Genomic DNA, 13,614 nt, shown 5'->3' on the forward strand with positions numbered 1-13,614 from the left:
GCATCCGCCGATGAAACTGGCGATGAAGTTGCGGACTCGCTTGTTCCTGAGCATTTCCGCGCTGATCACCGTGGCCTTGCTCGGACTGATGCTCGGGCTGGTCAGCGTGATGCAGATGGCCGGGACTCAGGAGGCGCTGATCCGCAACAACTTCGTCACCCTCGATCTGGGGCTCAAGCTGCGGCAGACGCTTGGCGATCAACTGATCATGATGCTTGCCGAGAAACCCGATCCCGTGGCGTTCGAAGCATCCAAACAACGCTATTTCGAATTGCTCGACGAGGGTATCGCCCAAGAGCAGAAAAACGACAATCGCCAATATGGCTTCAGTCAGGCGAAGAGCGATTACCTGACCTTCCTTGAGGCGTTCGATATCTCCCGCGATCCGGGCGCCGCCCTGAGTGGTAGTGGCGACTTGCGCGAACGATTCAACACCCTGCGTAACGGTTTGATCACCGAGCACAAGCACGCGCTGGATAACATCAACGCTGTCCAGCACGCTGCCCGTGACCGGGCGCTGCTGATTTCCGGCCTGCTCGGGCTGGTGGGGCTGGCAGTGCTGATCATTGGTTTTGTTACCGCCCAGGGCATTGCGCGGCGTTTTGGTGCGCCGATCGAAGCGTTGGCCAAAGCGGCGGACAATATCGGCCAGGGCAATTTCGAAGTGACCCTGCCGGTGTCCTCGGCGATGGAGATCAATCTGTTGACGCGCCGCTTCGGGCTGATGGCCGAAGCCCTGCGCGAGCATCAGGCGACCAATGTCGACGAACTGCTCGCTGGCCAGCAGCGCCTGCAAGCGGTACTCGACAGCATCGATGATGGTTTGCTGATGATCGACCGTCAGGGTCGTCTGGAACACTTGAACCCGGTGGCCCAGCGACAATTGGGCTGGGAAAGCGACCGTTTCGGCGAGGGCCTGGGCACAGCGCTTCAACGTCCGGAGCTGGATGCACAACTTCAATTGGTATTGCGCGGCGGCACCCTCGAGCGGGCGCCGGAAGACTTGAGCATCGAGGTCGATGGCGAGTCGCGCCTGCTGACCTACAGCCTTACGCCGGTCAGCCATACCCAGGGGCATATCCTAGGCGCCGTGATGGTTTTGCATGACGTCACCGAGCAGCGCGCCTTCGAACGGGTGCGCAGCGAGTTCGTGCTGCGCGCGTCTCACGAATTGCGCACACCGGTCACGGGCATGCACATGGCTTTCGGGCTGTTCCGCGAGCGGGCTAAGTTTCCTCCGGAGTCGCGCGAGTCCGACCTGCTCGACACGGTCAATGAAGAAATGCAGCGCCTGATGCAGTTGATCAACGATCTGCTCAACTTTTCGCGTTATCAGAGCGGTTTGCAGAAGCTCACGCTGGCGCCGTGCTCCATCGAGGATCTGCTGGAGCAGGCGCGTTTGCGTTTCGCCGATTCGGCGGCGCAGAAGGGCGTTACCCTGCAAGTCGAAGCGCAAGGCCCGCTGCCACGCTTGCAGGCGGATCAGGCGCAGCTCGATCGAGTCCTCGACAACCTGATCGACAACGCCTTGCGCCACACGGCGCGCGACGGTCTGATCCGCTTGCAGGCCCGGCGCCATGGCGAACGGGTGATCATCAGCGTCGAAGACAACGGCGAAGGGATTGCCTACGGTCAACAAGGGCGGATCTTCGAACCGTTCGTTCAAGTCGGGCGCAAGAAGGGCGGAGCCGGGCTGGGTCTGGCGCTGTGCAAGGAAATTGTGCAGTTGCACGGTGGGCGGATGGGCGTTTACTCGCGGCCGGGGCAGGGCACGCAGTTCTACATGGCGCTGGCGGTCTAGGCTTCGTCGTCGATCCGGCGGCCGGCGAGCCGCCGTCCACGAGTGATCAGTTCAATGAACTGCACCGCGCTCAGGGCATGCGCGAACAGCCAGCCCTGGCCGAATTTCACCCCTTCGCTGCTCAGCAGTGCTGCCTGGGACTCGAATTCGATCCCTTCGGCGATCACCTTCAGGTCCAGCGCCTGAGCCATGTGAATGATGTGCGGCGCGACACCGCTGCTGGCGGCGTCATGGCCGAGGGCGTCGATGAAGGCCTTGTCGATCTTCAGGCAATCCACCGGCAAGGTTTGCAGGTAGGCGAGGCTGCAATAGCCGGTGCCGAAATCGTCGATCAGCACCTGATGGCCGACATCCCGCAGTGCTTGCAGGTTTTCCCGGGCTACCACCACATCGATCAGGCCGCGTTCGGTCACCTCGAAAGCAATCTGCCGCGCCGCGACTCTATGCAGGGTCAACAGCCGCGCCATGACCTGGCCGATGCGCGGCACCATCACGTCGCAGGCGGCCAGGTTCACCGAGATGTACAGCTGCGGATTGGCTCGCAGCAATTGGCCGAGCTGCTCGAGTAAGCGTTGCAGGACGAAGTCGGTCATCTGGCGAATCTGCCCCGTGTTCTCGGCCATCGGGATGAACAGGTCGGGGCTGGTCAGCGTGCCGTCCGGTCGTCGCCAGCGCAGCAGGGCTTCGGCGCCGACGCAGTTGCGGCTGTCGAGATCGAAGATCGGTTGATAAAGCACCTGCAACTCGCCACGGCGGATGGCGCCGTGCAGCTCGGCGTCGAGCGACTGGCGCTGGCGCACGACCCAGAACACCAGAACGCCCACCAGCGCACCGAGCACCAGACAGAAAGGCACCATCCACCACCAGAGCTCCGGAATATGCATGCCCGTGCGCGGGCTGATCAGCACTAGTTGGTATTCCGGGTTGTCGGTTGGCATGCGGTAAATCAGATGCGACTGGGTGACTTGCAGCGCGTTCGGGGTTTTCGGCGGCCAGGGTTCGGTGGGTGGCCATGCCTGTGGAACGCCGAGTACCGGAATCGCCCGGGTCCCGTGATCCAGCACTACCAACAGGCTGCTGCCGGGCAACAGGTCGACCATGTCGGTGAGATGTCCGCGCGAGGTGGCTACGCGAAAGTTGCCGCGTCCGAGCATCAGCGCCGCGCGGTTTTCATCGGGTTCGGTGGTGGTGTTCAGCCAGTAGCTGTAGGTCGGGCCCTTGATGTCCGGAGGACGGATCACCGACAGGCCTTCCTGGCGCGGACGGTTGGAGCAGATCCGCGTGGCGTCCATGTAGGCCGCTTCATAGACGAAGCGGTAGTTGAACGTCACTTGCTGCAACGTCGCGATCATTTCGTCGTCGCAGCTGCGCAAGGGCTGGGCTTCAAGGTCGTCGAGGCTTTCGCGCAACTGGCCGAACAGTTGCTCCAGACGCGCCAGGAACCGCTCGCCCTGGGCGTTCATTTCCTGGCTTTCGCTTTGTTCGACCTGGCGCATGGCCACGAACAGCCCGCCGGTGATCAGCAGGCTCGCACTGAGGACAGCCGCGATCATCGCCAGAAACCAGGGGCGATAAAACCAGCTACGCAGCGTCTCTCGGGTAGCAACCATCATGGATATCCGAAGAATTACCAATGAGTTATAGCTGCTGATTACACTTTCGCCCTGACCGTCGGGCGGGCGTCATTATTTTGTCTGATTCAACACCAGCAGCAACGCTGCCGTTTGCGCGTCCGGCGTACCGTCAAAGCGCGTAGGGCGGTAGTGCATCTGGAAGGCCGCGAGCACATGCCGGGTCGCCACATCCAGCTCGCCGGTCTGTGGCGTCGAGTAGCCCAGGCGCGCCAGTTGGCTCTGGAACCAGGTGATGCTCGGCAGTTCGGCGTTGAATTGCGCCTGCTGGCGTGCCACCGCTTGTTCGTTGGGCCAGAGCCCCAGCCCTTCGGCCGCCAGACGCTTCCAGGGGAACAGCGGACCCGGGTCGAGCTTGCGCAACGGGGCGATGTCGCTATGGCCGATGATGTGGCGCGGGCTGATGCCCTGGCGTTTGCTGATGTCCTTGAGCAGAACGATCAGCGACTGCACCTGGGCTTCGCTGTAGGGATACCAGAGGCGACCGGTCGGTGTGTCCTTGAAGCCCGGATTGACGATCTCGATGCCGATCGAGCTGGAGTTGAGCCAGGTACGACCTTGCCATTCGCTTTCGCCGGCGTGCCAGGCACGCAGGTTTTCGTCCATCAGTTTGTAGATGGTGGCGCTCTTGTCGTCGCCGATCAGGTAATGACTGCTGACTTCGCCGTGGGTCAGCAACTGCAATGAGCGTTCGAGTGATGCAGAGGTGTAGTGCACGATCACGAACTGCACACGGCTGTCGTGATTGACCGAAGGGTGGCTGGTGTCAAAACGCGGCCCGCTGGCACAACCGGCCAGTAAGAGTAGCGACGCGAGGAGGGTAAAAAATTTCATGGCAGAGGGCAGTACACGCAAGACGATAATGCAACAGTGTAACGTATCGCCTTGCGCTACGACGCTTGAATGGCTGATTTAAACAATATGGAACAATTGCCTCAGCCCAGCTCCACCCGGTTTCGCCCTGCGTTTTTCGCCCGATAAAGCGCCTGATCGGCTCTTTTGAGTACCAGATCGCTGTGCTCACCCGCCCGGAACGTCGTCAGACCCATGGAAACGGTGATCGTGACGCGCTCACCCTTGAAGTGAAATGGGCAGGCTTCGATGGCCGCGCGCAGGGTTTCCAAAAACTTGGCACCGACGGCGGGCGGTGTTGCCGGCAGCAGTAATACAAATTCCTCTCCGCCAAACCGGGCAATGAAATCGTTGCCACGCATACGCTTGCGCAGCACCGTGGCGATGATCTTCAACACCTTGTCGCCCGCCAGGTGGCCGTAGTTGTCGTTGATCCGTTTGAAGTGATCGAGGTCGAGCATGGCGAGGCTCAAAGTGTTGCCGTGCTGCTGCCATTGGGCAATCTCATGTTCGAGCCGTTCGGTCCAGGCGGCGCGGTTGGGCAAGCCGGTGAGCGGATCGATCAGGGCTTTCTGGCGCTGCTCTTCAAGGTGTTCGCGATAGCCCAGCGCTTCCTGCTCCATGTGCGCGACGCGCTCGGCCAGGCTTTTCAGGCGCACAGCCACTTCCTGCTCCCGGGCGTCACGCTGTTTCTGATGCTGATCCATCGTGCCGAGCAGGCCTTCGAGGTGGTTTTCCAGCACCTGCTTCAAATCGTCCAGATCGGCCGCTTCCTGCACGCTGTTCTGCAAGCCGTCGACCTGCTCGCGGATCTGCGTGTCCATCGCCCGCGCTGCAGAACTGTTGTCGGCGTGGCCTTCGCTGGCGGCCTGCAGATTGCTCTGAAACGCTTCGAGCCGCTCGTTGAGTTGCTGCAAATAAGCTTCGAATTCGTGCTGGCCGCTGTCGGTAATCGCCAGCATCAAAGTCGCCAGATCGTCGAGGATCGGCAACAGTTCGTACCAGTTCAGCCCATTCTTCAGCCGGTCGCGCATCGCCTCTGCTTGCGGGCGGTGGCGCTCCGGCAAGGTCAGGTCGTCCAGCAACCCGATCAGCGTGTCTTCGATGTGTTTGGCGACCGAACTGTAGGACGGTTCCGGCGAGTCCGGCAGGGCGTAAAGGATATCGTGCTCGGATTGCTCCGGATCGATTGCGGCCAATGCCTGGGCGATGGGCTCGGGGATGGGCAGGCTGTCGAGGATCACGGGCGGCGGGGTATCGCCGGGGTGGATCAGTTCGTCCGGGTTGATGGCTGTTGGCACTGCCGGCGCGAAAACCGGAGGAGGCGTAAAGGCCTGCGGCTCCGGTTCAGGCTCGGCGGGTTCTGGTTCGCTGGGGGCGGAGGGGGATTCGGTGAGGATTCTGGCCGGCTCGAAGGCCACCACCTCCGGCTCCGCATGATATTCGGGGGTTGGCGCTGGAGTTTTCGCGGGTTCGGCCACGGGGGCGGCGACCGGTGCCTGGCTGACGGGCGCAGGGGCGACCGGTTCGGCGGTCGTGACAGGCGCTTCCTGCAAGGGCGCGGTTTCATGCGTGACGGGCGGTTGTTCTGTTTGTGCCGGTAGTACGACCGCCGCGGGCTGCATCACTGGAACAGGCGCTTCCTCGTTGTCGCGGCTGCCGAACAGACGCTGCAACAACCCCGGTCGTCCCGGTTCCGCCGGCGTCTCCAGCTGGCTCAAGGCCTTGCCTTGCAAGCCGCTGAGCTCGCTGAGCAACAGCGGCATTTCCCTTGCCTGACTTACCCGGCCGTCCAGCTGCTTGGCGAATTTCTTCAGCGGCTGGGCCACATCTCGGGGCAGCGGGAGAGATTGCAACTGAGTAACCAGCGCAGTCAGTGCGGTGCTGACCTGTTCGATCCGGGTTTCCCGGCGCTGCTCGGAATCGAGCACGGCTTTTTCCAGGCGAGGGAGCAGGGCGGCGAGGCCGGCGTCCATGTCATCGGTGCGCACCACGTCGCGCATCTCTTTCATGCATTGATCGACCACGCGGTCGGTGCCTTCCGCCGCCAGGGTGCTGCGCACCAGACCACGGCGCAGCAGGTCGAGCCGGGCGTCCCATCGACGTTCAAGCTTTTCCTGTTGTTCGATGCTTTTGAGGTATTTCTCTTTCCAGCGCTGGGCTTCGTCGCTCATTCAGGGGTTCCGCGAAGGGCAGTGCTCAACGCGGGCAATGCATCGGCCGTGAGCGAACCCGGCAGACGAATCTCTACCGCGACCGGCAGGTGATCGGAAATCGGTTGTGCCAGCACTTCGACCTTTTCCAGGGTCAGGGTCGGGCTGAGCAGAATATGGTCCAGGCAGCGCTGCGGGCGCCAGCTGGGGAATGTCGCTTCGAGTTGCGGGGCCAGCAGGCCGAGGTCGCGCAACGGCGAGTGTTGCAGCAGATCGCTGGCGTGGGTGTTCATGTCGCCCATCAGCACCTGATGCTTGTAGCCGCCGATCAGTTCGCGGATGTAGGCCAGTTGCATGCTGCGCACCCGGGCGCCGAGCGCCAGGTGCATCATCACCACCACCAGCGCTTCCGGGCCTTCGCCGAAGCGCACCAGAATCGCACCGCGTCCCTTCGGACCCGGCAGCGGATGGTCTTCGATCGCCCACGGCCGCAGGCGACTGAGCACGCCATTGCTGTGCTGGGCCAGTCGGCCAAGGTTGCGATTGAGTTGTTGATACCAGTAGGGGAAGGCGCCGAGCTGGGCCAGGTGTTCGACCTGATTGACGTAGCCTGAACGCAGGCTGCCGCCATCGGCTTCCTGCAGGGCGACCAGATCGAAGTCGCCGAGCAGATTACCGATCTTTTGCAGATTGCTGGAGCGCCCTGGGTGCGGCAGCAGATGCTGCCAGCTGCGGGTCAGGTAGTGCCGATAGCGCTCGGTGCTGATGCCGACCTGAATATTGAAGCTGAGCAAGCGCAGACGGCTGTCTGCGGGCAGGCCCGTCGATTCCAGGTGATGCTCGTTGACCTGCGGTTCATGCAGGCCAACGACGCGTTCGGTTCCCCAGCGGCGCATGGCGATTGCCGCGCTTAGTTGGCGGCTGCCTTGTTGGCCGCTCGCTCTTTGGCCACCAGTTGATCAGCCAGTTTCAGTGCCTGTTCGGCGCCGCCGGCGGAGCCGATATCGAAGCGGTACTTACCGTTGACGATCATGGTTGGAACGCCGGTGATTTCATATTTCTTGGCCAGTTCGCGGGCTTTCACGATCTGCCCTTTGATCGCGAACGAGTCGAAGGTCGCCAGGAACTTGTCCTTGTCCACGCCTTGAGTGGCGAGGAAATCGGCCATGTCGTTCTTGTCGGTCAGCTTCTTGTGTTCTTTCTGGATGGCGTTGAATACGGCAGCGTGCACGTTGTGCTCGACGCCCATGGCTTCCAGGGTCAGGAACATTTGACCGTGAGCGTCCCACGGGCCACCGAACATCGCAGGAATGCGTACGAAGTTGACGTCGGACGGCAGTTTTTCAACCCACGGATTGATCACCGGCTCGAACGCGTAGCAATGCGGGCAGCCATACCAGAACAGCTCGACCACTTCGATCTTGCCAGGCACGGCGACCGGCACCGGGTTGCTCAGTTCGACATAAGGGGCAGCAGGGGCTTCGGCGGCCTGGGCGGTCACGCCGAACAGGCTGGCAGCGACGAGGGCGGCGCTGATGATCAGATTACGCATGCTTTACTCCTGGACAATTTTGGTCGCCTCGCGCGACCTGTTTTCAGACAGATCCTGGCGGGCATGAGTTCTGTAGTGTAACGGCAGCGGCCACAAAAAAGGGCGGCCAAAGCCACCCTTTTTATACTTGCTGCAACGGATTAATCGAGCGTTAACGTGGCAGGCGTTGGCCATTGCACGCAGCGCTCGAATCGCGCGTCTTAGTGCAGGCCCTGAATGTAGCTGGAGACTGCCGCGATGTCTTCGTCGCTCAGCTTGCGGGCGATGGTGCGCATGGTCATCGCGTCGCCGTCGTTGTTGCGGCCGGCTTCTTCCTTGCGGAAATCGGTCAGCTGCTTGGCGATGTACTGAGCGTGTTGGCCACCCAGGTGCGGGAAGCCGGCGGCTGCGTTGCCGGCGCCGTTCGGCGAGTGGCAACCGGTGCAGGCTGGCAGGCCTTTCTCGAGGTTGCCGCCACGGAACAGGGCTTCACCGCGAGCGACGATCTTCGGATCGGCGGCGCCGACGCTGCCTTTCTGGCTGGCGAAGTAGGCGGCGATGTCGGCCAGGTCCTGATCGCTCAGGTTGGTCAGCAGGCCGGTCATTTCCAGAACGGTGCGCTTGCCCGACTTGATGTCGTGCAGTTGCTTGGTCAGGTAGCGTTCGCCCTGTCCGGCCAGTTTTGGAAAGTTTGGCGCCATGCTGTTGCCATCCGGGCCATGGCAGGCGCCGCATACGGCGGCTTTGGCCTGGCCTGCGGCTGCATCACCGGCAGCATGGGCGAAGCCTGAGATTCCCACGGTCAACAGCAGACTCACGATCAGTTTGTTCATCAGCTAATCCAACTACGGCTAAGGGTTAAGAGTTATGGACCGGGCTTACTCTCGCTCATCCAGAGGATGAGGGCCTGGTAATCCTCGGCACTGCAGTCCATGCACAAACCACGCGGCGGCATCGCCTTGAAACCCTGGGTCACGTGTTGCACCAGCGTCTCCATACCTTTCGCCAACCTCGGCGTCCAAGCTTCCTGATCGCCTCTTTTGGGCGCCATGGGTAGTTGGCCGGAATGACAGGCTCCACAAACACGGTTGTACACGGCTTCCGGATCCTGTGTAGCCTGTGCGCTGTAAAGCGGCATCAAGACTCCGGCAGCCAGCAGCCATTTCGTCATAAAACGACCTTTTCAGGGTTGAGAGCGTTCTGCGTTCTAATGCGCAATCAAGGTCTGTCGCTCTCGTGAACTTCATCCTTCGCTGGGACAAAGCACACACAAAATCTGCGGCATTATATACTGGCGTCACTGAAACGGAAGCGACACCGCGTTCCGCGCCTAATCCCGGCGCCGCCCACATCGGAAATCCCATGCAACTCAAGAATCCCATCCTCGGCCTGTGCCAACAGTCCACGTTCATGCTCAGTGCCGCCAAAGTCGATCAGTGCCCCGACGACGAAGGCTTCGAAGTGGCGTTCGCCGGTCGATCCAACGCCGGTAAATCCAGCGCGCTGAACACTCTGACTCACGCCAGCCTGGCGCGCACCTCGAAAACCCCGGGTCGCACACAGCTGTTGAACTTCTTCAAGCTAGACGATGAACGGCGTCTGGTCGACCTCCCGGGCTACGGTTATGCAAAAGTACCGATCCCGCTCAAGCAACACTGGCAGCGTCACCTTGAGGCCTACCTCGGTGGCCGCGAGAGTTTGAAGGGTTTGATTCTGATGATGGATATCCGTCATCCAATGACCGACTTCGATCTGCTGATGCTCGACTGGGCCGTTGCGGCCGGCATGCCGATGCACATCCTGCTGACCAAGGCCGACAAACTGACCTACGGCGCAGCCAAGAACACGCTGCTCAAGGTGCAGTCGGAAATCCGTAAGGGGTGGGGCGATCAAGTGACGATCCAGCTGTTCTCCGCCCCGAAACGCATGGGTCTGGAAGAGGCCTACACTGTGTTGGCAGGCTGGATGGAACTGGCAGATAAAGGCGTGGAAGCGGCGGCAGAGTAAGGGATTTCAAAACTGTCTGTGGTGCTGTCAGGCAAGGCAAAAGCACTGCTAAAAAGCGGAGTTTAGGGGACTTAAATGAGCATTTTTAGCAGTGCTTTTAACGCAGTATGACGGCGCCACAGGCAGTTTTGAGGCAAAAAAAGCCCCGGACTTCATATGGGGAGGGAGAAGTTCCGGGGTTTAAGTTCCGAACCGCTAGGGCGGGGTTCAGATATCTGCCAACACTTAACACAACATAGGAGCATCGAAGGGCTTCACCAGCCATTCAGTATCTCTGAGTGCCTTGGCGCAAGATTAGTTCAGATTCTTTTCAAAAAACTTTGGAATAAGCTCAAGAACGATCAGGCCTAAGCGCTTTTCAATGCCTTTGCCGCGACGCTCGGTCGCGGCAAAGTCCCGTTCCAGAGGCCTCAGTGCGCCTCGTCCCAGTTGTTGCCAATCCCCACTTCCACCAGCAACGGCACGTCCAGTTTTGCCGCTTCGCTCATGTGCACACGAATTTCTTCGCGAACCTGATCGACCAGATCCTCGCGAACCTCCAGCACCAGTTCGTCGTGCACCTGCAGGATGACTTTGGCGTCCAGCCCGGAAGCGCTCAGCCAGTTATCCACTGCCACCATAGCTTTCTTGATGATGTCCGCTGCGGTGCCCTGCATCGGCGCGTTGATCGCCGTGCGTTCGGCGGCGGCGCGTTCCTGCGGCTTGTTGGAGTTGATGTCCGGCAGATACAGGCGACGACCGAAAATTGTTTCCACAAAACCTTGATCCGCAGCCTGGGCGCGGGTGCGATCCATGTACTCGCGCACGCCCGGGTAACGCGCAAAGTAGGTGTCGATGTAGGCCTTGGCGGTCTTGGTGTCGACGCCGATGTCCTTGCCGAGCTTCTGCGCGCCCATGCCATAGATCAGGCCGAAGTTGATCGCCTTGGCGCCACGGCGCTGGTCGGACGTCACTTCGTTCAGCTCGACCTTGAACACTTCGGCCGCCGTGGCGGTGTGTACGTCCAGATTGTTGCGGAAGGCATTCATCAGGCCTTCGTCGCGGGACAGGTGGGCCATGATCCGCAGTTCGATCTGCGAATAGTCCGCCGCCAGCAGTTTGTAGCCTTTCGGCGCAACGAACGCCTGACGGATGCGTCGGCCTTCAGCAGTACGCACAGGAATGTTCTGCAGGTTCGGATCGCTCGACGACAGGCGACCGGTCGACGCAACGGCTTGATGGTATGAAGTGTGGATACGCCCTGTACGCGGGTTGATCTGCTCCGGCAGGCGATCGGTGTAGGTGCTTTTCAGCTTGCTCATGGAGCGGTGTTCCATCAGCACTTTTGGCAAGCGGTGTTCGTCTTCGGCCAGTTTCGCCAGCACTTCTTCGGCGGTGGACGGCTGGCCCTTGGCGGTCTTCTTCAGCACCGGGAGGCCGAGTTTCTCGTAGAGGATCACGCCCAGTTGCTTCGGCGAGCCGAGGTTGAACTCTTCACCGGCGATCTCGAACGCTTCGCGCTCCAGCGCGACCATCTTGTTGCCCAGCTCGATGCTCTGGATGCCGAGCAGTTCAGCGTCGACGAACGCGCCCTGGCGCTCGATGCGAGCGAGCACCGGCACCAGCGGGATCTCGATATCGGTCAGCACGCTGGCCAGGCTCGGGATGGCGCTGAGTTTTTCGAACAGCGTCTGGTGCAGGCGCAGGGTCACGTCGGCATCTTCGGCGGCGTAAGGCCCGGCCTGTTCCAGGGCGATCTGGTCGAAGGTCAGCTGTTTGGCGCCTTTGCCGGCGATGTCCTGGAAGCTCACGGTGGTGTGATCCAGGTACTTCTGCGCCAGGCTGTCCATGTCGTGACGGGTGGCGGTGGAGTTGAGTACGTAGGACTCAAGCATCGTGTCGAAGGCAATCCCGCGTACGGTAATGCCTTCATTCTGATCACCGCCGATGGCGCAATTGGCCAGGATGTTCATGTCGAACTTGGCGTGCTGGCCGACCTTGAGCTTGTTCGGGTCTTCGAGGATCGGCTTGAGCGCGCGCAGCACGGTGTCGCGATCCAGCTGCTCCGGTACGCCGATGTAGGAGTGGGTCAGCGGGATGTAGGCCGCTTCGTTGGCCTGCACCGCGAAGGACAGACCGACCAGTTGTGCCTGCTGGGCATCGATCCCGGTGGTTTCGGTGTCGAAGGCGAACAGCTTGGCGCTTTTCAGCTTTTCCAGCCAGACGTCGAATCGCGCCTGATCGAGGATGGTTTCGTACGCGGCTTCAGCCGGAGCGGCAGGCACTTCTTCTTCGGCAGGCGCGCTGAACAGATCGCCGGCCGGCGCAGGCTCGGTGGCAGCGCTCAGTTCCAGACGTTTGGCATCCCGCTCCAGATCGTTGATCCAGCTCTTGAACTCCAGCAGGGTGTAGAGCTCAAGCAGTTTGGCCGGATCTTCCGGGCCCATTTGCAGGTCGTCGAGGCCGATATCCAGTGGCACGTCGACCTTGATGGTCGCCAGTTGATAGGAGAGGAACGCCATCTCCTTGTGTTCTTCGAGCTTGGCTGGCAGGGTCTTGGCGCCGCGAATCGGCAGGGTCGGCACGATGTCGAGCTGCGCATACAGCTCGGTCAGACCGCCGTTGACCCCCACCAGCAGGCCGGAAGCAGTCTTCGGGCCGATGCCGGGAACGCCGGGGATGTTGTCGGAAGAATCGCCCATAAGGGCCAGATAATCGATGATCTGCTCGGGAGCGACGCCGAATTTCTCCTTCACGCCTTCCACGTCCATCGAGCTACCGGACATGGTGTTGACCAAGGTAATGTGCCCGTCGACCAGTTGCGCCATGTCCTTGTCGCCGGTGGAGATGATCACCGGGCGGTCGGCGGCCGCGCTGCTGCGGGCCAGGGTGCCGATCACGTCATCGGCCTCGACGCCTTCGACACACAGCAGCGGAAAACCGAGAGCGATCACGCTCTGGTGCAGCGGTTCGATCTGCACGCGCATGTCGTCGGGCATGCTTGGGCGGTTGGCCTTGTATTCGGCGTACATCTCATCGCGAAATGTCCCACCCTTGGCGTCGAACACCACGGCGAACGGGCTGTCCGGATACTGCTTGCGCAGGCTCTTGAGCATGTTCAGCACGCCTTTGACCGCACCGGTCGGCAGGCCTTTGGAGGTGGTCAGCGGTGGCAGCGCGTGAAAGGCGCGGTACAGGTAAGACGAACCGTCCACCAGGACGAGGGGGGCTTGGCTCATGAGCAGAATCAACCTTTTCGGCGGGCCCGGCGCTAGAATAGCGGGACCGTTGACGACAAAGGGACAAGGTTATCATGCGTACGTTAAATCGCTTGCTGCTGGTCAGTCTGATTGCTGTCTCACCGCTGGCCGCGATCGCGGCGGATGATGCGCCATCGTCGGAGCCGGAAGTTACCATTAGCACGCACACGGAAGGCGACAAGGTCATTCAGGAATACAGCCGGAGTGGATTCGTGTATGCGATCAAGGTCACACCGAAGGTCGGCAAACCCTATTTCCTGGTGCGCGCCGATGGTACGGACGCGAATTACATCCGGTCCGACCAGCCGAATATGTTGATTCCAGCGTGGGAAATCTTTACCTGGAAGTAAGTTTCCTGACTTTTAATCGGCGCCGTTTGATGGCGGCGCCAGAACTGAGC

At 61.0% G+C, this 13,614-nt stretch carries 11 protein-coding genes; 3 read left to right on the forward strand and 8 right to left on the reverse strand.

The window, feature by feature from the left end; genetic code table 11:
- Window positions 1–10: 10 nt before the first annotated feature.
- Complete coding sequence (locus tag ABFB52_RS01250) at window positions 11–1,801, forward strand: KinB sensor domain-containing domain (RefSeq protein WP_085748038.1); 1,791 nt, start codon at window positions 11–13, stop codon at window positions 1,799–1,801.
- Here the strand turns inward: ABFB52_RS01250 and ABFB52_RS01255 are convergent.
- The 7 genes from ABFB52_RS01255 to ABFB52_RS01285 form a co-directional block, all read right to left on the reverse strand.
- Window positions 1,798–3,414, reverse strand: coding sequence for an EAL domain-containing protein (locus tag ABFB52_RS01255; RefSeq protein WP_085748039.1), 1,617 nt, complete (start codon window positions 3,412–3,414; stop codon window positions 1,798–1,800). The genes ABFB52_RS01250 and ABFB52_RS01255 overlap by 4 nt on opposite strands.
- A 72-nt stretch (window positions 3,415–3,486) precedes the next feature.
- Window positions 3,487–4,266 (reverse strand): N-acetylmuramoyl-L-alanine amidase, encoded by a 780-nt coding sequence (locus ABFB52_RS01260; protein ID WP_102688234.1) that lies wholly within the window; start codon window positions 4,264–4,266, stop codon window positions 3,487–3,489.
- Window positions 4,267–4,367: 101 nt separating this feature from the next.
- A complete protein-coding gene (locus ABFB52_RS01265; protein WP_129973329.1) occupies window positions 4,368–6,458 on the reverse strand; it encodes a diguanylate cyclase in 2,091 nt (696 codons plus the stop codon).
- On the reverse strand, window positions 6,455–7,333 hold the full coding sequence (locus ABFB52_RS01270; protein WP_011331775.1) for an endonuclease/exonuclease/phosphatase family protein: 879 nt from the start codon (window positions 7,331–7,333) through the stop codon (window positions 6,455–6,457). The genes ABFB52_RS01265 and ABFB52_RS01270 overlap by 4 nt, the downstream gene beginning before the upstream one ends.
- Window positions 7,334–7,347: 14 nt before the next feature.
- Window positions 7,348–7,989: a thiol:disulfide interchange protein DsbA/DsbL gene (locus ABFB52_RS01275; RefSeq protein WP_102688236.1), complete on the reverse strand. Its 642-nt coding sequence runs from the start codon at window positions 7,987–7,989 to the stop codon at window positions 7,348–7,350.
- 200 nt (window positions 7,990–8,189) lie between these two features.
- Window positions 8,190–8,801, reverse strand: a complete 612-nt coding sequence (locus ABFB52_RS01280; RefSeq protein ID WP_039764863.1) for a c-type cytochrome — start codon at window positions 8,799–8,801, stop codon at window positions 8,190–8,192.
- A 32-nt stretch (window positions 8,802–8,833) separates the two neighbouring features.
- A complete protein-coding gene (locus tag ABFB52_RS01285; RefSeq protein ID WP_085690419.1) occupies window positions 8,834–9,139 on the reverse strand; it encodes a c-type cytochrome in 306 nt (101 codons plus the stop codon).
- Window positions 9,140–9,330: 191 nt separating this feature from the next.
- Here ABFB52_RS01285 and yihA point away from each other — a divergent pair, with 191 nt between their 5' ends.
- Window positions 9,331–9,975, forward strand: a complete 645-nt coding sequence (yihA, locus tag ABFB52_RS01290; RefSeq protein WP_102718519.1) for a ribosome biogenesis GTP-binding protein YihA/YsxC — start codon at window positions 9,331–9,333, stop codon at window positions 9,973–9,975.
- A gap of 410 nt (window positions 9,976–10,385) precedes the next feature.
- Here the strand turns inward: yihA and polA are convergent, their stop codons facing one another.
- Window positions 10,386–13,193 carry a DNA polymerase I gene (gene polA, locus ABFB52_RS01295; RefSeq protein ID WP_129973328.1) on the reverse strand — a complete coding sequence of 936 codons (2,808 nt, stop codon included), beginning with the start codon at window positions 13,191–13,193 and terminating at the stop codon, window positions 10,386–10,388.
- Between the two features lie 74 nt (window positions 13,194–13,267).
- On the opposite strand from polA, the gene ABFB52_RS01300 reads away from it, so the two are divergent.
- On the forward strand, window positions 13,268–13,564 hold the full coding sequence (locus ABFB52_RS01300) for a DUF2782 domain-containing protein (protein WP_007954026.1): 297 nt from the start codon (window positions 13,268–13,270) through the stop codon (window positions 13,562–13,564).
- Window positions 13,565–13,614 lie beyond the last annotated feature (50 nt).

The organism is Pseudomonas sp. 9.2(2024) (assembly GCF_039695385.1).
Classification (GTDB): Bacteria; Pseudomonadota; Gammaproteobacteria; order Pseudomonadales; family Pseudomonadaceae; genus Aquipseudomonas; species Aquipseudomonas paraglycinae.

What these genes read in the sequence shown, in the direction of transcription:
- ABFB52_RS01285 (WP_085690419.1), bottom strand. Translation starts at nt 9,139, where the DNA reads ATGACGAAATGGCTGCTGGCTGCCGGAGTCTTGATGCCGCTTTACAGC.
- ABFB52_RS01275 (WP_102688236.1), bottom strand. Translation starts at nt 7,989, where the DNA reads ATGCGTAATCTGATCATCAGCGCCGCCCTCGTCGCTGCCAGCCTGTTC.
- yihA (WP_102718519.1), top strand. Translation starts at nt 9,331, where the DNA reads ATGCAACTCAAGAATCCCATCCTCGGCCTGTGCCAACAGTCCACGTTC.
- ABFB52_RS01300 (WP_007954026.1), top strand. Translation starts at nt 13,268, where the DNA reads ATGCGTACGTTAAATCGCTTGCTGCTGGTCAGTCTGATTGCTGTCTCA.
- polA (WP_129973328.1), bottom strand. Translation starts at nt 13,193, where the DNA reads ATGAGCCAAGCCCCCCTCGTCCTGGTGGACGGTTCGTCTTACCTGTAC.
- ABFB52_RS01270 (WP_011331775.1), bottom strand. Translation starts at nt 7,333, where the DNA reads ATGCGCCGCTGGGGAACCGAACGCGTCGTTGGCCTGCATGAACCGCAG.
- ABFB52_RS01250 (WP_085748038.1), top strand. Translation starts at nt 11, where the DNA reads ATGAAACTGGCGATGAAGTTGCGGACTCGCTTGTTCCTGAGCATTTCC.
- ABFB52_RS01280 (WP_039764863.1), bottom strand. Translation starts at nt 8,801, where the DNA reads ATGAACAAACTGATCGTGAGTCTGCTGTTGACCGTGGGAATCTCAGGC.
- ABFB52_RS01255 (WP_085748039.1), bottom strand. Translation starts at nt 3,414, where the DNA reads ATGATGGTTGCTACCCGAGAGACGCTGCGTAGCTGGTTTTATCGCCCC.
- ABFB52_RS01260 (WP_102688234.1), bottom strand. Translation starts at nt 4,266, where the DNA reads ATGAAATTTTTTACCCTCCTCGCGTCGCTACTCTTACTGGCCGGTTGT.
- ABFB52_RS01265 (WP_129973329.1), bottom strand. Translation starts at nt 6,458, where the DNA reads ATGAGCGACGAAGCCCAGCGCTGGAAAGAGAAATACCTCAAAAGCATC.